18 protein-coding genes and 1 pseudogene are annotated in these 22,064 nt (G+C 66.2%); 9 read left to right on the top strand and 10 right to left on the bottom strand.

Annotated elements, in window-relative coordinates; genetic code table 11:
• Positions 1-6: 6 nt before the first annotated feature.
• Complete coding sequence (locus L879_RS0111215) at positions 7-3,105, bottom strand: helicase-related protein (RefSeq protein WP_027316188.1); 3,099 nt, start codon at positions 3,103-3,105, stop codon at positions 7-9.
• Positions 3,106-3,295: 190 nt separating this feature from the next.
• On the bottom strand, positions 3,296-4,171 hold the full coding sequence (locus tag L879_RS0111210; protein WP_035459389.1) for a DUF3108 domain-containing protein: 876 nt from the start codon (positions 4,169-4,171) through the stop codon (positions 3,296-3,298).
• Between the two features lie 233 nt (positions 4,172-4,404).
• Between L879_RS0111210 and rpmB the strand changes: the two genes are divergently transcribed.
• Both rpmB and L879_RS0111200 read left to right on the top strand, forming a co-directional pair.
• Entirely contained in the window at positions 4,405-4,695 is a 291-nt protein-coding gene (gene rpmB / locus L879_RS0111205) for a 50S ribosomal protein L28 (protein WP_027316186.1), read from the top strand.
• A gap of 98 nt (positions 4,696-4,793) precedes the next feature.
• The gene (locus L879_RS0111200; protein ID WP_027316185.1) at positions 4,794-5,426 is read left to right on the top strand and encodes a queuosine precursor transporter; all 633 of its coding nucleotides are present in this window, start codon (positions 4,794-4,796) and stop codon (positions 5,424-5,426) included.
• A 99-nt stretch (positions 5,427-5,525) separates the two neighbouring features.
• On the opposite strand, the gene L879_RS22815 is transcribed toward L879_RS0111200, so the two are convergent.
• The 5 genes and pseudogenes from L879_RS22815 to L879_RS21370 all read right to left on the bottom strand — a co-directional run bounded on the left by L879_RS22815 (position 5,526) and on the right by L879_RS21370 (position 11,373).
• The gene (locus tag L879_RS22815; protein ID WP_051435246.1) at positions 5,526-6,452 is read right to left on the bottom strand and encodes a calcium-binding protein; all 927 of its coding nucleotides are present in this window, start codon (positions 6,450-6,452) and stop codon (positions 5,526-5,528) included.
• A 151-nt stretch (positions 6,453-6,603) separates the two neighbouring features.
• Positions 6,604-7,608 (bottom strand): esterase-like activity of phytase family protein, encoded by a 1,005-nt coding sequence (locus L879_RS0111190; RefSeq protein WP_027316183.1) that lies wholly within the window; start codon positions 7,606-7,608, stop codon positions 6,604-6,606.
• On the bottom strand, positions 7,605-9,503 hold the full coding sequence (gene cobT, locus L879_RS0111185; RefSeq protein WP_027316182.1) for a cobaltochelatase subunit CobT: 1,899 nt from the start codon (positions 9,501-9,503) through the stop codon (positions 7,605-7,607). The genes L879_RS0111190 and cobT overlap by 4 nt, the downstream gene beginning before the upstream one ends.
• 139 nt (positions 9,504-9,642) lie before the next feature.
• Positions 9,643-10,632 carry a cobaltochelatase subunit CobS gene (cobS, locus tag L879_RS0111180; protein ID WP_027316181.1) on the bottom strand — a complete coding sequence of 330 codons (990 nt, stop codon included), beginning with the start codon at positions 10,630-10,632 and terminating at the stop codon, positions 9,643-9,645.
• Between the two features lie 115 nt (positions 10,633-10,747).
• Positions 10,748-11,373 (bottom strand): annotated as a pseudogene (locus L879_RS21370) (J domain-containing protein).
• An 88-nt stretch (positions 11,374-11,461) separates the two neighbouring features.
• Between L879_RS21370 and L879_RS0111170 the strand changes: the two are divergent.
• On the top strand, positions 11,462-11,728 hold the full coding sequence (locus tag L879_RS0111170) for a BolA family protein (protein WP_027316180.1): 267 nt from the start codon (positions 11,462-11,464) through the stop codon (positions 11,726-11,728).
• Positions 11,729-11,791: 63 nt separating this feature from the next.
• Here the strand turns inward: L879_RS0111170 and L879_RS0111165 are convergent, their stop codons facing one another.
• Entirely contained in the window at positions 11,792-12,958 is a 1,167-nt protein-coding gene (locus L879_RS0111165) for an acetyl-CoA acetyltransferase (RefSeq protein ID WP_027316179.1), read from the bottom strand.
• Positions 12,959-13,114: 156 nt separating this feature from the next.
• Between L879_RS0111165 and L879_RS0111160 the strand changes: the two genes are divergently transcribed.
• On the top strand, positions 13,115-13,693 hold the full coding sequence (locus L879_RS0111160; protein ID WP_027316178.1) for an LOG family protein: 579 nt from the start codon (positions 13,115-13,117) through the stop codon (positions 13,691-13,693).
• Between the two features lie 243 nt (positions 13,694-13,936).
• On the opposite strand, the gene L879_RS0111150 is transcribed toward L879_RS0111160, so the two are convergent.
• Positions 13,937-15,085, bottom strand: coding sequence for a 2OG-Fe(II) oxygenase (locus tag L879_RS0111150; RefSeq protein ID WP_027316176.1), 1,149 nt, complete (start codon positions 15,083-15,085; stop codon positions 13,937-13,939).
• A gap of 370 nt (positions 15,086-15,455) precedes the next feature.
• Between L879_RS0111150 and L879_RS22810 the strand changes: the two genes are divergently transcribed.
• Positions 15,456-16,913, top strand: coding sequence for a M10 family metallopeptidase (locus L879_RS22810; RefSeq protein WP_154664184.1), 1,458 nt, complete (start codon positions 15,456-15,458; stop codon positions 16,911-16,913).
• Between the two features lie 116 nt (positions 16,914-17,029).
• Here the strand turns inward: L879_RS22810 and L879_RS0111140 are convergent, their stop codons facing one another.
• Positions 17,030-17,932: an EamA family transporter gene (locus L879_RS0111140; protein WP_027316174.1), complete on the bottom strand. Its 903-nt coding sequence runs from the start codon at positions 17,930-17,932 to the stop codon at positions 17,030-17,032.
• A gap of 188 nt (positions 17,933-18,120) precedes the next feature.
• Here L879_RS0111140 and L879_RS21360 point away from each other — a divergent pair, with 188 nt between their 5' ends.
• The 4 genes from L879_RS21360 to L879_RS0111120 all read left to right on the top strand — a co-directional run.
• A complete protein-coding gene (locus tag L879_RS21360; protein ID WP_051435271.1) occupies positions 18,121-19,497 on the top strand; it encodes a D-alanyl-D-alanine carboxypeptidase family protein in 1,377 nt (458 codons plus the stop codon).
• A gap of 164 nt (positions 19,498-19,661) precedes the next feature.
• Positions 19,662-20,567, top strand: a complete 906-nt coding sequence (locus L879_RS0111130; RefSeq protein ID WP_027316173.1) for a DMT family transporter — start codon at positions 19,662-19,664, stop codon at positions 20,565-20,567.
• A 5-nt stretch (positions 20,568-20,572) separates the two neighbouring features.
• Positions 20,573-21,721, top strand: coding sequence for a CobW family GTP-binding protein (locus tag L879_RS0111125; protein WP_027316172.1), 1,149 nt, complete (start codon positions 20,573-20,575; stop codon positions 21,719-21,721).
• A gap of 125 nt (positions 21,722-21,846) precedes the next feature.
• On the top strand, positions 21,847-22,064 hold a 218-nt coding region (locus L879_RS0111120), incomplete at its 3' end, for an IS630 transposase-related protein (RefSeq protein WP_027316171.1).

Raw genomic sequence — 22,064 nt, 5'->3', positions numbered from 1 at the left:
ACAGCCTCACTTCTTGCTGTCCTCAAGCTGGGCCTTGAGAGCCATGAGCTTGGCGAAGGGCGAGTTCGGGTCCGGCTGCTTCTCGCGCCTTTCGTGACCGCCCTCGCGGCGGTTGTCGGCGCGCTTGTCGGGACGGGGGCCGCGGCGCTCCTCCCCGCGGCCGGGGCCGCGCGGCGGACGGTTCTGCGGACGCCCGCCCTCCCCTTGCGCCTCGCGGCGCTCGGGACGGGGACGGCGCTCGCCGGACTGCTCGCCCTGGGCTTCCCCGTGGCGGGGACGGCGGTCGCCGCGCTCCTGCCGGCCGCCGCGGGCCTCGCGGCCATGGCGGGGCTGGCCGCCCTCATGGTGACGGCGGCCCTGGCGCCAGACCTCGATCGTCTCGGGCTCGGCGGATCCTTCGTCGGCGGGCTCTGCGGGAGCCGCAGCCTCACCTTCCGCGAGCATGGCCTCGGCCGCAGCGGCTTCCTCCGCCGGCTGGGCGGCGGACGCCTCGGATGCCTCCGGGGCGACAGCGCCCGCCTCCTCGGGAGCGGTGTCGGACGCCTCGGCTTCTACAGCCTCGAGAGAAGCGGCAGCCTCGCCCTCGGCGGGCGCGGCCTGAGGCTCGACGGCCTTCGGCGCTTCCACGAGCGGCACGGTGATGGCCGGGCCGGGGCGGCGCTCCATGACGTAGCCGAGCGACTTCAGGATGGTGGCGAAATCCTCGCCCGCGCAGCCCACGAGCGACGTCATGGCGACCGTCGGCACGAAGCCCTCGCCATCGGCGGCGCCCGCCGGCGGCTCGCCGGGGGTGATGCCGGGCCGATAGGCGATGGCGGGACGGATCAGGTCGGCCAGGCGCTCCAGGATGTCGACGCGCACGGCGCGTCCGCCCAGGACGCGGAAGCCAGCGGCGCGGTAGAGGCCATGGGCGATCTCGGGATCGACCGGGATCGAGGTGCGGCCGGACTGGGCGAGATGGGCGATCTCGTCGATGCCCTTCTGGTCGAGCCCGCCGTTCTGCAGCGCCCAGAGCTGGGTCGCCAGGACGCGCGGGGCGGGCTTCAGCAGGGCCGGAAGATAGAGATGATAGGCGCCGAAGCGCACGCCCACCTTGCGCAGGGACGCGCGGGCGTCCTGGTCGAGGCTGCGCACGTCGTTGAGGACCTTGGCGCGCTCCAGCACGCCGAGCGCCTCCCCAATCTGGAACCCGATGCCGCGGGCCAGGCCCGTGAGCTCCGGATTGTCCTCGAGCTGCAGCAGCGGCCCGAGGAGGCGCACGACATAGGCCTTCAGCCAGGCGCGCAGGCGGGTATCGACCTTGTCCCGGGCCGGGCCCGTGAGATGCTCGTCGGAGAGGATGCGCAGGCGCGGCTCGAAGAGCTTGTCGCCGGGCTCCAGCTTCGCGACCGGATCGCCCATCCAGCGGATCGTGCCGTCGTTCGACAGCACGAGCATGGCGTCCGGGGTTTCGGCGAACCGGTCCGCCCGCGCCTCGATCTCGCCGGCCAGCGCCTTGCTGGCGGCATTGCGCAGGGTCTTGGCCTCCGTGGTGTCGGCCTGGGGATCGGGCACGAAATGGAAGCCGTGCAGGTGACCGATGTGCTGACCCTCGACGGTGACGTCGCCGGTGGTCGTAATTTCCGCTTCGAGCATTGTGTTCTCTCTCAAGCGCCGCATGAGAACGCTGGTCCGCCGGTCGATGAATCGTTGGGCGAGGCGTTCATGAAGCGCATCCGATAGCTTGTCCTCTACCTGACGCGCAACATCCTGCCAATGCTCCGGATCCTTCAACCAGTCGGGACGGTTAGCGACGAAGGACCAGGTGCGGACCTGGGCGATGCGGTTGGAGAGGGTGTCGATATCCCCGTCGGTCCGGTCCATGGCGGACAGATGGCGGGCGAACCAGTCGGCGGGGATGGCCCCGTCCTTCATGACGAAACGGTAGAGCTGGCCGATGAGATCCGCATGGCTTTGGGGGGAAACCTTGCGGTAATCCGGCACCTGGCAGACCTGCCAGAGGCGCTCCACGGCATATGGCGTACGGGCGAGGGCCTGGATGTCGTCCTCGCGGGACAGGACTTCGAGGGCCGTCACGTCCTCGCCCGAGGGCGCCCGCACGAGGCCGTGCTCCCGCGGCTGCTGGCCGAGCGAATCGCGCAGCCGGGGGAGCGAGGAGAAATCCAGGTCCGGGTTGCGCCATTGCAGGATGCGCACCGGGTCGAAGGTGTGGTTCTCGAGCGCCTCGACGGTTTCCGCAGAGAAAGGCGGGCAGCGGCCGGTGGAGCCGAAGGTGCCGTCGCGCATGTAGCGGCCCGCGCGGCCGGCGATCTGGGCGAGCTCCGGGTTGTTCAGCTTGCGGAACTGGAAGCCGTCGAACTTCTTGTCCGACGCGAAGGCCACATGGTCCACGTCGAGGTTGAGCCCCATGCCGATGGCGTCCGTGGCGATCAGGTAATCCACGTCCCCGTTCTGGTAGAGCTCGACCTGGGCGTTGCGGGTCCGGGGCGAGAGGGCTCCCAGCACCACGGCCGCGCCGCCGCTCTGGCGCCGGATCAGCTCGGCGATGCCGTAGACTTCCTCCGCCGAGAAGGCCACGATGGCCGAGCGCCGGGGCAGGCGCGACACCTTCTTCTCCCCCGCGAAGGACAGCTTCGACAGGCGGGGCCGCGTGACCACGTGAACGCCGGGGATCAGCGCCTCGATCAGCGGGCGCATGGTCGCCGATCCGATGAGCAGGGTCTCCTCGCGCCCGCGCTGGTTCAGGACGCGGTCGGTGAAGACGTGGCCGCGGTCCAGGTCGGCGGCGAGCTGGACCTCGTCCACAGCCACGAAGGCGAGATCGAGATCCCGCGGCATCGCCTCGACCGTGGAGATCCAATAGCGGGGACGGTCCGGCTTGATCTTCTCCTCGCCCGTGATCAGGGCGACGTTGTGATGCCCCGCCTTCTCCACCACCCGGTTGTAGACCTCGCGGGCGAGCAGGCGCAGGGGCAGGCCGATCATGCCGCTGTCATGGCCGAGCATCCGCTCGATGGCGAGGTGGGTCTTGCCGGTATTGGTCGGGCCGAGCACGGCCGTCACGCCGCGCGCACGCACTTGCGGAGGAAGGGAACGACGGGCCATGCCTGGATGTCGGGTAATGCTTGAACGTCCCGGTAAAAGTTCGAGGGCTTCAGGGCCGGGCACCGGTCAAGGCAACCTGCTCCAAAAAGCAGCCTGAACCCGAAGGCCGGCTGCGGGCCATTCCCTTATATGGGACCGGCCTCCGCTTTCGCTACCCGCCCCGGGCCGGTTTGCCAAGGCTTCCCGAGGCTTATTGGATCGCTCCGGCGGTGATGGCGCCCTCGGCCTTCACGGCCCTGCGGGTGGGCTGGGCCGGCTTGCCGTCCTCCTCCACGGACCAGAGGGAGGCCTGCATCTCCCCCATGCCGATCATGGTGCGCACCGCGACCTTCAGAGGAAAGAGCAGGCGCGGCCCCTCGACGGGCGCGAGCCAGACGGCGATGTCCCGGTTCTCCTGCATGAACTTGGTGGCCGGACGCTCGGCCCGGTGGCCAGAAATCGGCACGTAGCGCACGTTGCAGACGAGAACGGGGCCGGAATAGCCGGGCACCTCGACATTCTTCGTCTCCGCATAGGAGAGAACCACGTTCATGCGCGACGCGCCGTCGAAGACGGGGATGGTCCGGTTGCAGTTTTCCGGGTCGGTCAGGCTCGCCGAGGCCAGAGCGGGCATGAGCAGCGCGCTCATGGGGTCGACGACGCCCTTCTTGTCCTCGGCCTTGACCGGAACCCTGTCGGGCCTGGGCTCGAGGGGCGGATCGATCTCGACCTTGGCGACCCGGCCGCCTCTCAGCCCCATGCGCACGCTGCGCTGGTCGTCGGAGGTGCTCGACACGACCGCAAACGCGCTCGACAGGGGCGTCTCCCGCCCGAGCCTGCCGGACGCCGCGGCCACGCCCTTGCCACCGGTCAGGATCATGGCGAGCCCGGTCAGCTTCGCCGAGGCTTCCATCTGATATTTCGTGCCGTAGAAGGACGACGACAGGTCGGCCTTGCCGAGGGGCAATCCGGCCAGCGAGAGGTCGTAGGTCACCTTCAGGGTCTGAGCCCGCGGGCTCTGGGCCTGCGCGGCCGAGCCAAGCCCTGCCAGGGCGAAGATGACGAAAGCTGAGGCGATGAGGCGCATAGGGCTGTTCCGATAGTCTATTCCGTTGCATCGCACGAGATTCGGAATAAATCGTGACCGCGGCGACGAAAAAAACGAGGTGCGACGTCGCACTATTCTTGACGTATGCCCCGTTTCTGGCCTATAGGCTCGCACCTTCCAAGGACTTCTGGTGTCCGGCCACGCGGGATCTGCGATCAGGCAAACCCGCGGAATTCAAGGTCGCGACCCTCTATTGACGATAGGATTGAACCATGTCGCGCCGTTGCGAACTGACCGGCAAGGCCGTGCTGAGTGGCCACCTGGTGAGCCACTCAAACCGCAAGACGAAGCGGAAGTTCCTGCCGAACCTCTGCAACGTCACGCTCCAGTCCGAGGCCCTGCAGCGCTCCGTGCGCCTGCGCGTCTCCGCCCATGCTCTGCGCTCGGTCGAGCACCGCGGCGGCCTCGACGCCTTCCTGGCCAAGGCCAAGGCCGAGGAGCTCTCCACCACCGCCCTGGCGGTGAAGCGCGAGATCGAGAAGAAGCTCGCCGCTGCGAACTAATCTCGGATCGGCTTTGAGATCTGCTTCGCGGGCGGCCTTGGTGCCGCCCGTTTTGCGTTGTGTGTAATGCTCAAGCATCCGCCCGGAAGAGACCGCTCATGACCCAGACCGGCCGCCGCGACTTCCTCATCGCGCTCATCGCGATGACCCTGGTCGTCCTCTCGTCGAACATCCTGGTCCAGTATCCCTTCCAGCATCTGGGCCTGCAGGATTACCTGACCTGGGGCGCCTTCAGCTATCCCTTCTCGTTCCTGGTCACCGACCTGTCGAACCGCCGCTTCGGCCCCCATGGCGCGCGGCGGGTGGTCTATGTCGGCTTCGTCCTGGCCGTGGCGCTTTCCGTGATGCTCGCGACGCCGCGGATCGCCATCGCCTCGGGCGCGGCCTTCCTGACGGCCCAGCTGGTCGACATCAGCATCTTCGCCCGCCTGCGCGACCGGGCCTGGTGGATGCCCCCCTTCGTCTCCTCTGTGATCTCGTCGGGGCTCGATACGGCGATCTTCTTCTCCTTCGCCTTCTATTGCGGCCTGATCCCGGGCTTCGAGCAGACGATCAGCGACACGCTGGCGCGCGCAGGCATCGCGGATGCCTGCATCGCTCTCCCCTGGGTCAATCTCGCCGTCGCGGATTACCTGGTGAAGCTCGCCCTCGCGGCCCTGGCGATCGCGCCCTACGGCGCGATCCTGCGGCTCATGCGCGCCACCGCAACGCACCGCCCCCAGACGGCTTGACCGCTTTAAGGATTGAAGGCCCTTGCGAAAGGGGCGGCCTTTTGAAGGCCGCCCCTTTTTTATTGCCCGGAGGCTCGCCGGGAGAGCGGATTGAAGCGCTCAGAGAATGAAATCCGAGCTGTAGAGCTTGGACACGGTTGTCTTCACCTGGATCGAGAAATCGGCAACGCCGTCGCCGTTCACGTCGCCGCTGAGATAGAAGCCTGTCGAGGTCTTGGTCCATTCAACCTGGCCTGCCGACTTGGTGAAGTCCTTCACGAACTTGAAGACCTGGTCGCCCGACCGTTTCGTGTTCGCATCGATTCCTGACAGGTCGATCTTGTCCCCACGCTTGAAATCGGTGATCAGGTCCCGAGCCGAAGACGTGACACCGCTGTCCGAACGGGCTTTGAAGACGAACCGGTCATGGCCCCCGCCTCCGGTGAAAACATCCCGCCCGGATCCTCCTTCGAGGATGTCGCTGCCGTATCCGCCGCTGAGCTTGTCGCGTCCGCTGCCGCCCCGCAGATGATCGCTGTCGTTGCCGCCGGACAGGCTGTCGTCCCCGCTGTCGCCGAACAGGTCGTCGTCGCCGCCGGCGCCCTTCAGGCTATCGCGCCCGGTCCCGCCACGCAGGTCGTCCGCTCCCCTGCCGCCGTCGATGTCGTCGTCTCCGTCCCCGCCCTTGACGTGGTCGTCATCGTCGCCGCACAGGATGTCGTCATCCTCCGGATCGTCCTCATCGTCTTCGTCGTCCTCATCGTCCTCGATCTCCAGATCGACCATGTCGAGGAATGTGGATGCCTTGAGCGAGAGGCCGGTGATGCTGATGTCGGTCCCGGTCCCGTTCGTCAGAGAGAGGCCGGTGATCGTGCCCGTGCTCGGGAGGCCGTAGGAACCCGAGAAGCCCGTTCCGGTCAGGACGAGCTTGTATCCGGCATAGGACGGGGACGTGAAATCGACGGTCCAGGTCGTTGCCGACGAGGTGAAGGTAAAGGTTTTCTCGAACAGGCGCTCGAGATCGCTGAAATCGATGAATGACGACATGGTACCCACGGAACAGCTTAATTAGCCGATGCTCATACAATACCACATCGTTTTCGATGTGCTATAGGCTTGGCCGTAAAAAAGGCCGCGGCTTCTTTACGCAATTCGAAATCGATCTGGCGGCGCTGGACAAGGGCCGCCGCCCGCCCGCTCACGCGGCGAGCGCGAATTCGAGCAGCAGGGTCCTTTGAAGGGCGCTGAAGTTGTTGTCGGAGATGAGGGAGAGAACGGTCTCGCCGCCCTCGCGATGGACGGCCAGGCCTTCCATGTTGTCGACCTGGTGCGAGGCCTCGCTCTCGTAGAGGGTCTCGCCGTCGACGCGCGCGCCCGGCCCGATGGCCTTCGCCTCGATGCGGCGCAGGCGGCAGCCGAAACCGCCGAGGAGCGAGAAGCGCCGCTCCAGGATGACGGCATCGCCCCCGGGCAGGAAGGCGAGATCGGTCACGTCGTAGCCACCGGTGAGGTTCACCTGGAAGCTTCCCTGCCGCGGCCCGGTGAGGATGAAGCCGCTGCCGCCTTCCGCGATTCCGACCAGGGCCCCGCTCAACGGCGAGCGCCCGGGTGCGATGCCGAGCGCCTCCAGCCCCCCGTTGCCGGGCAGATCCGCAAGCGCCTTGGGCACCGGAATCGGAACGCCCCGGACGATGCTTCCCGCCGCATTGCGCTCGAAGCGGATGACCGCGTGGTTGCGCTCGACCCCAATGAAGACGCCGCTGCCGGACAGCGCGAAGCTCTCCGTGTCGTAATAGCGCGACCGTCTCAAGGGAATGCCGCTGTTCAGGATGAGGGGCGAGAGCACCGCGCCGGACAGGCCCGACAGCCGCCCGTCCGAGGTCACGATCCGGGCCTTCAGCACTTGCGCGTTGTCGGCCAGGGCGATGAGGTCCTGCCCGTCGCCCGAGCGCCACAGGCCGGAAAAGCCGCCGAAGGCCGAGACCGAGGAGCGCAGGTCGATCCCGGAGCGGAACAGGAGCGCGCCGAAGCGGTTGCGGTCGGGATCGGCGGTGGAAAGACGGCCGATCGGCTGCGCCTCCACGGAAACCGGCATCGCGCGCCCGAAGGCCTGCGGGCGCTGCGCGAGGGCGGCGCCGGTGCAGGCGGCACTGGCGGCGACCGCGCCGCCGCCGACCAACAGGCTCCGGCGCGTGAGCCTCAAGCGACGGCCCTGCGGCGGGGCGCGCCGCGGGCCGGAGGTCCGGCATTCTCCTCGAAGAGTTCCGCGAGCTTCTCCGTCATCACGCCGCCGAGCTCCTCCGCATCGACGATGGTCACGGCGCGGCGGTAATAGCGCGTCACGTCGTGGCCGATGCCGATGGCGATGAGCTCGACCGGCGAGCGGGTCTCGATCTCCTCGATGACGTAGCGCAGGTGCCGCTCGAGATAGTTGCCGGGATTGACCGAGAGCGTCGAGTCGTCCACCGGCGCGCCGTCCGAGATCACCATCAGGATGCGCCGCTGCTCGGGCCGGGCGAGCAGGCGCTTGTGCGCCCAGTCGAGGGCCTCGCCGTCGATGTTCTCCTTCAGCAGGCCCTCGCGCATCATCAGGCCGAGATTCTTGCGCGCGCGCCGCCAGGGCGCATCGGCCGACTTGTAGATGATGTGGCGCAGGTCGTTGAGACGGCCCGGATTGGCGGGCTTGGCGTTCTGCAGCCACAGCTCGCGGGCCTGCCCGCCCTTCCAGGCGCGGGTGGTGAAGCCGAGGATCTCGACCTTCACGCCGCAGCGCTCCAGCGTGCGGGCGAGAATGTCGGCGCAGGTCGCCGCCACCGTGATTGGGCGGCCGCGCATGGAGCCGGAATTGTCGAGCAGCAGCGTGACCACCGTGTCGCGGAAGTTCGTGTCCTGCTCCTGCTTGAAGGAGAGGGGCTGGAACGGGTCCATGACAATGCGCGGCAGGCGCGCCGGGTCGAGGGCGCCCTCCTCCAGGTCGAACTCCCAGGCGCGGTTCTGCTGCGCCATGAGGCGGCGCTGCAGGCGGTTCGCCAGACGCCCGACGACGCCCTGAAGATGGGCGAGCTGCTTGTCGAGATAGGCGCGAAGCCGCGTGAGCTCGTCCGCATCGCAGAGATCCTCCGCATGGATGATCTCGTCGAACTTGGCGGTGTAGGCCTTGTAGTCGGGACCGCGCGCCTCGTTGGAGCGGGACGGTGGCCGCCAGGATTCACCGGCCTCGTCCGAATCCGCCTCCTCGGCTTCCTCGGGCATCTCGCCGGAAGGGCCCTCGGCCTCTTCCGTGGCGCCGTCCTCCAGCTCGTCGCTGGAATCCTCGCTGACCTCCGTCTCGGCGCGGTCGCCTTGGGCTTCCTGCTCGGACTCGCCCTCGCCCTGCTGCTCCTGCTGCTCGGTTTCGGTCTCGTCTTCGTTCTCCTCGTCCTCGGAATCGAGGGCTGCGTCGTCGGCCATGTCGAGGGAGGACAGCATCTCGCGGATGCTGCGGGCGAAGCTGCGCTGGTTCTCGATGTTCTTGAGCAGGCCATCGAGATCCTTGCCCGCGCGGTCCTCGACGAAGTCGCGCCAGAGATCGACGATCTTGGCGGCGGAGGCCGGCGGCTTCTCGCCGGTCAGGCGCTCGCGCACCATCAGGGCCAGCGCGTCCTCGAGCGGCGCATCGGCGCGATCCGTGATGTCCTCGTACTTGCCGCCGCGATGATATCGGTCCTCCAGCATCGCGGAGATGTTGGAGGAAATGCCCGCCATGCGCCGGGAGCCGATGGATTCCACGCGCGCCTGCTCGACCGCGTCGAACACCGCGCGGGCCGCCTGGCCCTCGGGCGCGAGCTTGCGGTGAAGCGCGGTGTCGTGGCAGGCGAGCCGCAGGGCCATGGCATCCGCATTGCCGCGTAAGACAGCCACGTCCTGCGGCGTGAGCTTGCGCGGCGGCTCCGGCAGGCGCGCCTTGTCCGTGCCCATGAGCACCGGGCGGTCGGAGGCGAAGGCGACCTCGAGATCCGGCTTGCGCGCGATCGCCTTCATGGTGCCGGCGATGGAGCGCTTCAGCGGCTCCGCCGGCGCTTCCTTCTTCTCACCCGGTTTGCGGTTCGAGATGGACATCTCACCTCTCCTGACATCCGCTTTCCGTCATCCCCGCGAAGGCGGGGATCCATAAACACAGGCTGCGTTCCAGCCCTGCACCGTCAGCGGCTATGGATCCCGGGCTCCGCCGCGCGGCCCCGGGATGACAGGCGTGCAATTACGACAGCACCATGTTCACGGCGCTTTCCGGCAGTTCCTTGCCGAAGGAGCGCTGGTAGAACTCGGCGACCAGCGCCCGCTCCAGCTCGTCGCACTTGTTGAGGAAGGTGACGCGGAAGGCGAAGCCCGTATCACCGAAGATCTCGGCGTTCTCGGCCCAGGTGATCACCGTCCGCGGGCTCATGACGGTCGAGAGATCGCCGTTCATGAAGGCGGAGCGGGTCAGGTCCGCCACGCGCACCATCTTGTTGACGATGTCGCGCCCTTCAGGGCTCTCCTGGTAGTGCTTCGCCTTGGAGAGGACGATATCCACCTCCTTGTCGTGCGGCAGGTAGTTGAGCGTGGTCACGATGGACCAGCGGTCCATCTGGCCCTGGTTGATCTGCTGCGTGCCGTGATAGAGGCCCGAGGTATCGCCGAGACCCACCGTGTTGGCGGTGGCGAAGAGGCGGAAGGCGGGGTGAGGCCGGATCACGCGCTTCTGGTCGAGAAGCGTGAGCTTGCCCGACTGTTCCAGCACGCGCTGGATCACGAACATCACGTCCGGACGGCCCGCGTCGTATTCGTCGAACACGAGGGCGATGTTGTGCTGGAGCGCCCAGGGAAGGATGCCGTCCTGGAAAGCGGTGACCTGCTTGCCGTCCTGGAGGACGATGGCGTCCTTGCCCACGAGGTCGATACGCGAGACGTGGCTGTCCAGGTTCACGCGCACGCAGGGCCAGTTGAGGCGGGCGGCCACCTGCTCGATATGGGTCGACTTGCCGGTGCCGTGATAGCCCGTGATCATCACGCGGCGGTTGCGGGCGAAGCCCGCGAGGATGGCGAGCGTCGTCTCCCGGTCGAAGAGGTAATCGGGATCGAGATCCGGCACATGCTCTTCCGCCTGGGAAAAGGCCGGGACCTCCAGATCCGAGTCGATGCCGAAGACCTGTCGCACGGACACCTTCATGTCGGGCAGAAGGGTCGTTGTCTCGGTTTGTGCCGTCATAGGGGCCTCTTGGTGGAATGGAAGTGTCTTGAAGGTGTCATGGGCTTCTTAAACCCCATAACGGAATGGCGCAATTTCCTAAAAGGCCGGGCTGTCCTGCATGAAAGGTCTCTTTTCAGCAGAGCCCGGCGGCCTTGAGGGTATCGTGCGCCTTGAGATGTCGCGCAGCCGTTCCTCGAACGAGCGGTCGCCGCCGTTGGCGTCCGGATGGAAGCGTTTCACCAGGGCCTTGTACTGGGCCTTGATGGCCGGCCCGTCGGCGGTCTCGTCGAGGCCGAGAATGTCCAGGGCGCGCCGCACGGCGCCCGTGTGGCGCGGCCGCCTCGGCTCGGGAGCGGCCCGGCGGGTCCGCGCCTGGGTGAAATCCTCTCCTCTCAGGATCCCGAGGGGGTCGAAATAGCCCCAGTCCCGCGTTTCTCCCTTGGCCGCCTGCCCTTCCCCGCCGGAGGCGTTCACACCCATGGCCCAGGTGGGGCGATGGCCGACGATGGAATCCTTCTGGAAAGCCGCCACGGCCGAATCGGACATGCCGGCGAAATAATTGTACGAGGCGTTGTATTCACGCACATGCTGGAGGCAGAAGCGGAAATACTGCCCTTCCCGGTCCCGCCCCTTGGGCGCGCGATATTCGCCCGCGGCCTTGCAAGTGGGGTGCTCGCAGACGGGTCCCTTGACCTCCTGCGGCTCCTCGCAGGAGGGTTTGATGCGGATGCGGTCGAAAAGAGGCGAGTTGAGATCCATGATTCAGCGATTATGAGTGGCTTCAGGCCCAGAGCCAAGGCCTGAGAGCTTTTGGCCGCAGACCCGTTCAAAAAGGTTTACACATCGCATGACCCTGACTGACTGGATCAAGCAAACGTTGCAGGAGCACCTGCACCCGCTCCAACTGACCGTCACGGACGAGTCGGAACAGCATCGCGGTCATGGCGGATGGCGGGAGGGGGGAGAAACTCACTTCAGGGTACATATCGTATCGGACGCCTTCACGGGCAAGAGCCGCGTCGAGCGTCACCGCCTCGTGAACGGCGTGCTGAAGGAGGCCTTCGACCGGGGCCTGCACGCCCTGGCCGTTCAGGCCAAGGCGCCGGGGGAGTAGGGCGCGGTCCGTTGTCATTCCCGGCCTTCTGCCGCCGGGGATGACAAGGCGCCCCGTGCCTGGTTACTTGATCCGCTCGAGCACGCTCACGTAATTCGCGACGGCCGCGCCGCCCATGTTGAAGATGCCGCCGAGCTTCGGGTTCCGGACCTGGATGCCGCCCGCTTCTTCGCAGAGCTGCATGGCGGAGAGCGCATGCATGGACACGCCCGTCGCGCCGATGGGATGCCCCTTCGCCTTCAGGCCGCCAGAGGGATTCACCGGCAGCTTGCCGTCGCGGTTCGTCCAGCCTTCCTTGACCGCTACCGCACCCTGGCCGGGAGGCGTCAGGCCCATCGCCTCGTATTCGATGAGCTCGGCGATGGTGAAGCAGTCGTGGGTCTCGACGAAGGACAGGTCGGAGAGCTGGATTCCCGCCTGATCCAGCGCGCGCCGCCAGGCCTCCGCGCAGCCCTCGAACCGGACGATGTCGCGCTTCGACATGGGCAGGAAATCCTGCGCATGCGCCGTGGCGCGGAAGGCGACCGCGCGCTTCATGCGCAGGGCCGTCTCCGTATCGGCGATGACGAGGGCGGCCGCGCCGTCGGAGACGAGGGAGCAATCCGTGCGCTTCAAGGGGCCGGCCACGTAAGGGTTCTTGTCGCTCTCCGTGCGGCAGAACTCGAAACCCAGATCCTTGCGCATCTGGGCATAGGGATTGTCGACGCCGTTCCTGTGGTTCTTCGCGGCGATCATCGCCAGGGCGTCGGACTGGTCGCCGTGGCGCTGGAAGTAAAGGCCCGCGATCTTGCCGAAGACCCCAGCGAAGCCGCCCGGCGTTCCGCCGTCCTCGGGCAGGTAGGACGCCTTGAGGAGGATGTTGCCGATCTCCGGGCCCGGCGTCCTCGTCATCTGCTCGACGCCGACCACGAGCACGGTTCTGGCGCGCTTCGCTTCGATGGTCTTGATCGCCTGGTGCACGGCGGCCGAGCCGGTGGCGCAGGCGTTCTCGACACGGGTCGCAGGCTTGAAGCGGAACTTGTCGCTGGCCTGGAAGACGAGGGAAGCCGTGAAATCCTGCGGGGAGAAGCCGCCGTTGAAATGGCCGAGCACCACCTCGTCCACGTCCTCCGGGCCGATGCCCGCATGGTCGAGCGCCTCGCTGGCGACGCGGACGATCAGGCTCTCGACGGTCTCGGCGTCGAGCTTGCCGAAGGGTGTATGCGCCCAGCCGACGATGCAGGCTGTCATGGGTGTCTCCTCAAGGATGGATTCTCGAGGCACAAGGTGGCGCTCTTTGCCCCGTTCAGCAAGTCGGAGAATGGGGACAGGCAGTCGCCGGGGCTTGAGCCCCGAGCGGTCCTGCCGTCTATCCATGGGAGATAACGAATCATGAAGGACAATCCCATGCGCCTCTGCGTCTTCTGCGGATCCAATGCCGGGCAGGACCCTCTCTACCTCGCCATGGCGCGCGCCCTGGGAGAGGCCTTGGCCGCAGGCGGAATCGATCTGGTCTATGGCGGCGCTTCCGTCGGCCTCATGGGCGCGGTCGCGGATGCGGTTCTGGCCAAGGGCGGCCACGTGACCGGCGTGATGCCTCAGGCGCTGGTGGACAAGGAGATCGCCCATCGGGGATTGAGCGACCTGCGGGTGGTGGGCTCCATGCACGAGCGCAAAGCGCTCATGGCGGAGCTGGCGGACGGCTTCATCGCCCTGCCCGGAGGCTTGGGCACCTTCGAGGAACTGTTCGAGGTCTGGACCTGGGCGCAGCTCGGCTATCACCGCAAGCCCTGCGCCCTGCTCAACGCAGGCGGTTTCTACGACAAGCTGGCGGACTTCCTGGACGACGTGGTGGCGCGCGGCTTCGTGAAGCCGGTTCACCGGGCCATGCTGATCGTCGAGAACGAGCCCGCCGCGCTGATCGAGGCCATCCGCGCCTACGAGCCGCCCAAGGTGGACAAGTGGATCAAGGCGGGCGAACGATGAGCAAGATCGTCGCCGCCCTCGTGCGCAACCGGGACGGGAGCGTTTCGGTCGTGCGCTGACACGGCGCGGAGAGCGTCATGCAGCCCGGCTGCCCGCCCTGCTCGCGCGGGACATAATCCTGCCCCCGAGAGCATTTTTCGGCAAAGTGGATCCGGTTCGCCGTCAAGAAAAGCGGCACGACAAAGAAGAGAGACGATTCGATCTCAATGGAAACGGCTCTCCCCCTTCTCATAGCGCCGGACGTCAGGCCTTGTAGGCCTCCACGCCCTCGCCGAGGCGGGCATTGTTGGCCTCGCGGATCTTGGCCGCCTCCTCGTCATAGAGGAAGGGCAGGAAAGCGAAACGCCGTCCGGACGTGACCTTCGACACCGCGTGCAGCAGCGGGGTCGAGAACACCACGGCGCCGCCCAGGGGCGCCTTGTAGCTGCGCGGCCCGTATTCCGGGAAACTGACCTCGCCGCCCTCGAAGTCGTTGTTGAGGTTGATGGAGACCGCGAAGCGGCGATGGGCCGTGCCGCTCGTCGTGTTGTCCCGGTGTGCGCGGAAATGCCCGCCATCCTCCGATGCGTAGCAGGAGACGATGTAGCGCTCCATGCGGGTCGGCTTGAAGAAGTGCACGCGCTCGATCTCGGGGTTCACGCGGCGGATGATGCGGTGCTGCAGCTGCCGCATCAGGTTTTCGTCGGTGATCGTGTAATCCTTGCGCCGCTTGTGGTTCGGGTCGTGCGCCGCGACGGTCTTGCCGTCCACCTCGCGCATGAAGCCCGATTCCTCGCCGCCATGCCGCTCGTAGAGATTGATCAGGTGACGGCAGAATTCGGGCTCGAACACATCGGGAATGACGAGAACGGGAGCCGGAAGCTCGACCCCGGCATAGAGACCGACGGGCGGCAATTCCCGCAGATAGGCCATGACCTTCTCGCGGTCGCCGCCATCCTGTTCGAAGGGGAAGATGGCCCGCACGCGCAGGGACGGATTGAGAACCATCCAGAACCGGCGAACCGGGATCTGCGTCTGTCCTGGCGCCGCATTGTGCGGGAGAGCGCCGTAAAGACGCCCGACCGAGCCGTCGAAATCCCAGAAGTGGCGGATGCCGGGGAGAATCTGCCTCGCCCGCATCTCCGACTCGTCCGACGGATCGAAGCTCACGCCGAAGAGCGCGATCTTGTCATCGTCGAAGAGGTCGCGATGTTCCTCCTGGAACGACGCCAGCGTCGCGCGACCCACCTCGTCGGATCCCAGGCCGTAGAAGCAAAGAACGATGTAGCGGCCGGCCACCGTGTCGAAGCTGAAATGCGGATTGCTGGTCGAGTTCTGCTTGAACCAGGGAACTGGATCGCCGACTTGGAGAACGCGGTAAGCGGGTTGCACAGGATCGGCAGCGTCGGTCATGAAACGGTTCCAGCCCTTATGTGAAATGTAACGTTGTTCGTTATCATGTTGCTGCCGCAACGACAAGCCAAAGCGTCGCCGTAATCTATCCGGCAAAGGCATGTCTCATGGTGCGAACGTCAGATCGCACCATCGGCTCGGGCGGATCGAACGGCCGTTCCAGAGAGCACGGATCATCGCGCGCTCGGAGGTAGTCCGCAATTGTCCCTGCCGGGGCATGAGACGCGTGTTTCAGAGCCCATCGATCCGGCGTTAAACTCAGCACGATTCCAGAAACGAGAAGAGGAGACTGCCGGGGCAGGTCCATCGTGGACCCGGTGTCGTCGAACACCGTCCACACCTGACGTTTTCAGAACGTGGAGTGCTGGAGATGACCGCCCGCAATTCTTCCCTTTCGTCCGAACACAGCCCGACGGCATCCCGTGAGTACAACCTGCTCGATTCGACCTGGCTATCGGGCAGCAATCGGATCGACTCGCTCCTGTCGGCCTTCAAGTGGCACCAGCTGTCGGGAACGATCTCGACAACCCTCACCTACAGCATGGCAGGTTTGGGAGATTCTCGGTATATTGAAACCTATCCCGATGGCGACGGCGATACGCGGCCGCCCTACAACGATGGCTGGATGACCCTTAACAGCTTCGAGATGCAGCAGGTCCGGCTCGCTCTCTCGAAATGGTCGAACGTCGCGAATATCACGTTCACGGAAGTTCAGGATTCCCAAACGGTCGCGGGCGATCTGCGCTTCGCCTTCACCTCGGATGCGCCAACAGCCTATGCCTATTATCCCGGCGGCAATCCCTGGAGCGGAGATGTCTGGCTGGGCGACAACCCGTACAATCACAACCCGCAGCTCTATACCTACGGTTTCGGCAGCGTTCTGCTGCACGAGATCGGCCATGCACTCGGTCTCAAGCATCCGCACCAGGAGACGAACGCTTACAATATCGGTCCGGTCGCAACGTTTGGGAACGATGCCCTTCTGTACACGGTGATGAGCTATTTCGATCATGTCGGAGACGAGAATGACGGCATCGAAAGCTCGCGCCTTCCGATCACGCCGATGGTATCGGACATCGCCGCCATCCAGTGGCTCTACGGCGCCAACATGACGTACAACCGCGGCAACACGGTCTACGATTATTCATCCTACGACCAGATTCTCGAAACCATCTGGGATGCTGGCGGCAACGATACGATCGCGTGGGGCAACAGGCCCGAGGCCGTCGTCATCAACCTGACGCCCGGCTCCTACAGCGAGATCGGGCCGGGCTATTCGACGGGCGATCTGGAATTCGAGACGCGTACGCTCGGCATCGCCTACAATGCCTGGATCGAGAACGCCAAGGGCGGCAGCGGAAACGACAGGATCACCGGGAACGTGATGGCCAACAGGCTGTATGGCGGAGCGGGAAACGACACGCTGAGCGGCGGCAGCGGAGCTGACAACCTCAGCGGAGGAGCAGGAAATGATTGGCTGAACGGCGGCGCGAATGCCGACATCTTTACGTTCAGCACGCGTCTGAACCGCAAGACGAACGTGGATACGATTTACAAGTTCTCCCATGCCGACGATACGATCTACCTCGACAACGGCGTGTTCACGAAGCTCGGATCCGGTTCGACGAGCGCACCGAGAAAGCTGAAGAGCGCCTATTTCGAGGTCGGTTCCCGGGCCGACGACAGGAACGACTACGTCATCTACAACAAGAAAACCGGCGTTCTGTCCTACGATGCAGACGGTTCTGGCTCCAAGCATGCGGCCATCGAGTTCGCCAAGGTCGCGAAGGGCCTTTCGCTCAAATACGACGACTTCTTCGTCGTCTGAGAAGACATGGATCGAGGCGCGCCGCACGCAAAACCGGTTCCCTCTTTTGCGTTCGATGCTTCTGGTTTGGCGCATCTTTGCAAGCAAAACCGGTTCCCACTTTTGCGTTCGATGCTCTAGCGATGCGAGAGGAGAAGCAGGGCGACGCCGCCCAGGATCAGCAGCATTCCGGCCACCTCGCGCTTCGTCGTCGCCTGCGCCAGGAAACGGTGGGACACCGCCTGCGCCATCAACACCTCCACGAGCGCCAGGGTGCGCACATTGGCCGCGGTCGTAAGAGCGAAGCCGATGAACCAGAACTGGGACGCGAGCGCCCCGAGGAAGCCCGCCCCCAGCGACGGGCACCAGGCCGCGAAGCTGCCCACCAGCGCCTTGCGGTCGAACAGGCCGAGCCAGGCGATCAGAATCGCCGTCTGCAATCCCAATCCCCAGGCCAGGGTCGTGGAAGCCCGGATGAGAGGCGAACCCGCCTCGAGGGACAGGATCGCGCCGCGGAACCCGATGGCCGCGAGAGCGAAGAAGGCGCCCGAGGCGAGGCCGAACACGACGGGCTTCAGGCCGGACGAGGTCAGCCCCGCGCCCGGCTTGACGGACATGAGCACGACGCCTGCGGTGGCGACCGCGATCGCCAGGGACGCGGCCGGCGTCAGGGTGTCCCCGAGGAGAACCAGCCCGAACAGCGCTACCTGCACCGGCTCGGTCTTGGTATAGGCCGTGACCACCGAGAAGGCCCTCTCACGCATGGCGGAGAGCATGAGGGCCGTGGCCAGAATCTGGGTCAGGGCGCCGCTCAGGACATAGGCGAGAAAGGCCGCATTGGGATGAGGCATGGTCTCGCCCGTCACGAGGCTCACGGCGGCGAGCGCCAGGAGCGCGAAGGGAAAGCCGTAGAGGAACCGGACCTGGGTCGCGCCCACGGTTCCGATGGTTTCGGTGAGCCGGCGCTGGGTCGCGTTGCGGCCCGTCTGGGCGGCGGCCGCCGCCAGGGTCACCGGAATCCAGAGAAGGGAAGCCGTCATATCAGTCCACAATCCGCGCCGCTCTTGCCACTCTCTTGCCATGGAATTTGTTAAGAAGGGGGGTTTAAGCAAGCAAAAAACCGCCCAACCTAGCCAAGGCCAGGGTTTGGCTCTAAAAATAGCCCAGCTGACAGGCGGGGCCGATCGATCCTCTCCTATCGTTGAACGAAGCCAAGGAGTCGTTCCGCATGAACGTTAGCCGCGCTCTCCGCGTGATCGCCTTCGCCCTTGCAGCCCTTGTCGGCGGCCCGGTCCTGGCCGCAGGCGGACCCGCCCTCGTCGTCGAACTCGAGTCCGGCCGCGTCCTCCACGCGGAGCGGGCGACGGACCCCTGGTTTCCAGCCTCCATCACCAAGCTGATGACGACCTATGTGGCGCTCGATCAGGTTCGCTCCGGCCACATGGCCATGGATACGCTTCTCGTCGTCTCCGACAGCGCGGCAGCCCTGCCCCCCTCCAAGATGGGCTTCAAGCCCGGTACGCAGATCCGGCTCGACAACGCCCTCAAGATCATGATGGTCAAGTCGGCGAACGACGTCGCCGCCACCATCGCGGAGAATATCGGCGGCTCCATCGACGATTTCGCGGCCCTCATGAACGCCCATGCCCGGCGCCTCGGCATGGTCGGCAGCCGCTTCGCCAATCCGCACGGTCTGCCGGACGAGCGGAACCAGACCACGGCCCGCGACATGGCGATCCTGGCCCGCGCGCTGCTCCGGGAATTTCCCGAGTACCGGAACCTGTTCGACATCGGCGCCGTGCAGTTCGGCCGCCGCATCATGCGCAACACCAACGGCCTCATCGGCCGCTATCCCGGAGCCGACGGCATGAAGACGGGCTTCATCTGCTCGTCCGGCTTCAACGTGGTGGCCAGCGCCACCCGCAACGGCCGCCACCTCATTACGGTCGTGCTCGGCGCTCCCTCCGCCAACGAGCGCACCATCAAGGCGGCCGAGCTGTTCGACCGGGGCTTCAGCAGCAAGGTGAACTTCACCAATCCGGAACTCGCGGCTCTGCCCGCCTCCGCCAATACCAGCCCGCCGGACATGCGCCCTGTCATCTGCGACCGCAAGGGGCCGATGCCGCAGGAGGAAGATGCGCCGGTCGTCGCAGAGACGGACAGCAACATCCCGAACCTCTTCTCCTCCGAGGTCATGGCTTTCGCGGGGGACACCGCCGCGAAGCCGGTGCGCACGGTGCTCGGCCCCCGCACAGCGGTGGAGCCCGAGCGGGTCTGGATCGGCCTGAATCCGCCCAGCGAGGCGGAGCTCGCCGCCCAGGCCGCCGCCGAAGATGCCGCCGAGCAGGCGCGCAAGGCCAAGACCGGCAAGGCAACGGCGGCCAAGAAGGGCAATGCGGTCGCCAAGCAGGCCGATGCCAAGGCACCGGACAGCGCCAAGACCACCGAGAAGGCTGCGGCCAAGGGCAAGGACCAGCCGCGCGCCAGCGTGAGCGTCAAGCCGGTCAGCGGCACCGCCAAGCCGGCTGCGAAACCGGCAGCGGATACGAAGGCCAAGGCTCCTCAGAAAGCGGAAGCCTCCAAGCCCAAGTCCGTCGCCAACTGAGCCTTTCCTTCATCGCAGCATCCTTGCAGCGCCCGGCCTTGCCCGGGCGTTTTGCCTTGCGCCTCGATCCGAAGAGGGGGGCCTGCTTGTGAGAACAATCTCTCGCCCTTGCATTTCCGGCCTATCCGGGCGAACGGTTCGGACCTCGCCTCGCCGGTTTTCCCATGACTCGCTCCTCGCCCGCCAGCGGCCTCGTCTTTGCCCTCGTCTCCGCCAGCCTCTACGGCTTCAACATCGTCTATGCCCGCATGGCGTCCTTCGCCGGGGCGAGCGGCTCGGCCATCGTGGTCTACCGGGTCTTCCTGATGCTGGTCCTGGTCGGCATCGTCGCCGCCGTGACGCGAAGCTCCCTCAAGGCGGCGCGGGAGGAGAGGGGCACCCTGCTGCTCCTCGGCATCGCCACCGCCTTCGTGGGCATCTGCTATCTTTCCTCCGTGGCCTTCATCCCGGTGACCGTGGCGGCGGTGGTGTTCTACACCTTCCCGATCCTCATCGTGCTCGCGAGCCCCTTCGTCGAGGGGACGAGGCTCACGCCGGCCCTGCTCGGGGTCGTCGCGCTGGCGACCCTCGGCGTCGCGCTCGTGGTCGGGCCGGTTTTCGGCGGCCTCGACTGGCGGGGGCTGGCGCTCGCCTTCGGCGCGAGCCTCGCCACGGCCATCCAGTTCTTCGCCGCAGCGCGCTGCCGCAGGACCGGCGTGATGGCGAAAACCTTCTGGATCCATCTGCTGGTCCTGCCGACCGCCGCACTCATCAGCCTGGCCGCGGGACAGCTGGTGCCTCCCACGGCCCTGGCCGTCGCGCCCTTTGCGGTCGCCATGACCATCGGCGGCTACGTGTTCGGCTTCGTGCTGCAATTCCTGGCGCTCGGCCGCATCACGGCGGTCGCGGCCGGGATCATCTATTGCACCGAACCGGTGGTCGCGGCGATTTCCTCGGCGCTCATCCTGGATGAGGCCCTGTCTCCCCTGCAAATGACGGGCGGCGCTCTTGTGCTGGCGGCCATCATCGCCAACGTAGTGCTGGAACAGCGCCGCCTGAAGGATGCGCCCCTGGTGCCGATTGCGGATTGAACACGATGACCAGCAGCCCCCTGTCCCCTCCCGCCCCCATTCCGCTCACCATCCTCACGGGCTTTCTGGGCTCGGGGAAAACAACCCTGCTCAACCGGATGCTCAAGAGCCCGGCCTTGCAGGACACGGTGGTCATCATCAACGAGTTCGGCGAAATCGGCCTCGACCACCTGCTCGTGGAGACCGTCGACGAGGGCATGGTGCTGCTCTCGGCGGGCTGCCTCTGCTGCACCGTGCGCGGCGACCTGATCGCGACGCTGGAAGACCTTCTGCGCAAGCGCGACAACGGCCGCATCCTGCCCTTCAAGCGCGTGATCATCGAGACCACGGGCCTTGCAGACCCCGCGCCGATCCTGCACGCGGTGCTCTATCACCCCTATCTCTCCCTGCGCTACGCGGTGGAAGGCGTGGTGACGGTGATCGATGCGGTGAATGGCGGAGCCACCCTCGACGCCCACCGGGAAGCCGTGAAACAGGCCGCCGTGGCGGAGCGCATCGTCATCTCGAAGACCGATCTCGTGGACGACGCAGCGGAGCTGTCGCGGCTTCGCGAAAGGCTCCATGGGCTCAATCCGGGCGCTACGTTCCTGACAGCGGATGCGCCCGTGGAAGCGGTCATCGCCGGCGGCCTCTTCGATGTCGAGGGCAAGATCGCCGACGTCGCCGAGTGGCTGAAGACGGAGGCCGTGGAAGAGGCCGAGCGCCAGAGCCACGCGCACCAGCACGGACATCATCACGGTCACGGGCATCACCACGGCCATCACCATCATCACGACGTGAACCGGCACGACGAGCGCATCCGCGCCTTCTGCCTCACGAGCGACCGGCCGATCCGCCAGGGCACGCTCGACATGTTCCTCGACCTGCTGCGCTCGTCGCAGGGCGCGAGGCTCCTGCGCGTGAAAGGCCTCGTGGCCCTGGCCGAAGACCCGGAGCATCCGGTCGTGATCCACGGCGTGCAGCACGTGATCCATGTGCCCGCCGTGCTGCCGCGCTGGCCGAGCGAGGACAGGCGCAGCCGCCTCGTCTTCATCGTGGACGACCTGGAGCGCGAGACGGTGGAAAAGCTCTGGAACGCCTTCCTCGGAAAGCCCGCCGTCGACCAGCCGGACGCGGCGGCGCTCTCGGACAATCCGCTGTCGTTGAGGCGCTAAAGCATCGGACGGGCGGACCCGCAGGATGCGCTAGAGCAAGGGCAATTCTGACGGAATCGTTTGGACTATACGATGTGACGGCTTCGTGATTCACTCATCTTGGCCCTCTTTGGAGGAGATGAGCGATGACCAAGTCCTACTCGTTGGACCTTCGCCGCCGCGTGGCGCGCTTTGTCGAGGCGGGGCACTCCTGTCATGCCGCTGCCCGGCACTTTGACGTGTCGGTCGCCTTCGTGGTCCGGCTGATGGCTGCCTATCGGGACACCGGCAGCCTAGCGCCCAAGCCGGAGGGCGGCTGGCGCTATTCCAAGCTCGACCCGCACCGCGAGTTCCTCATCCGCCG

It is taken from the genome of Microvirga flocculans ATCC BAA-817 (assembly GCF_000518665.1).
GTDB classification, from domain to species: Bacteria; Pseudomonadota; Alphaproteobacteria; order Rhizobiales; family Beijerinckiaceae; genus Microvirga; species Microvirga flocculans.
Note: the sequence above shows the minus strand (reverse complement) of the source record. Positions and strands in the feature narration are given on the sequence as shown.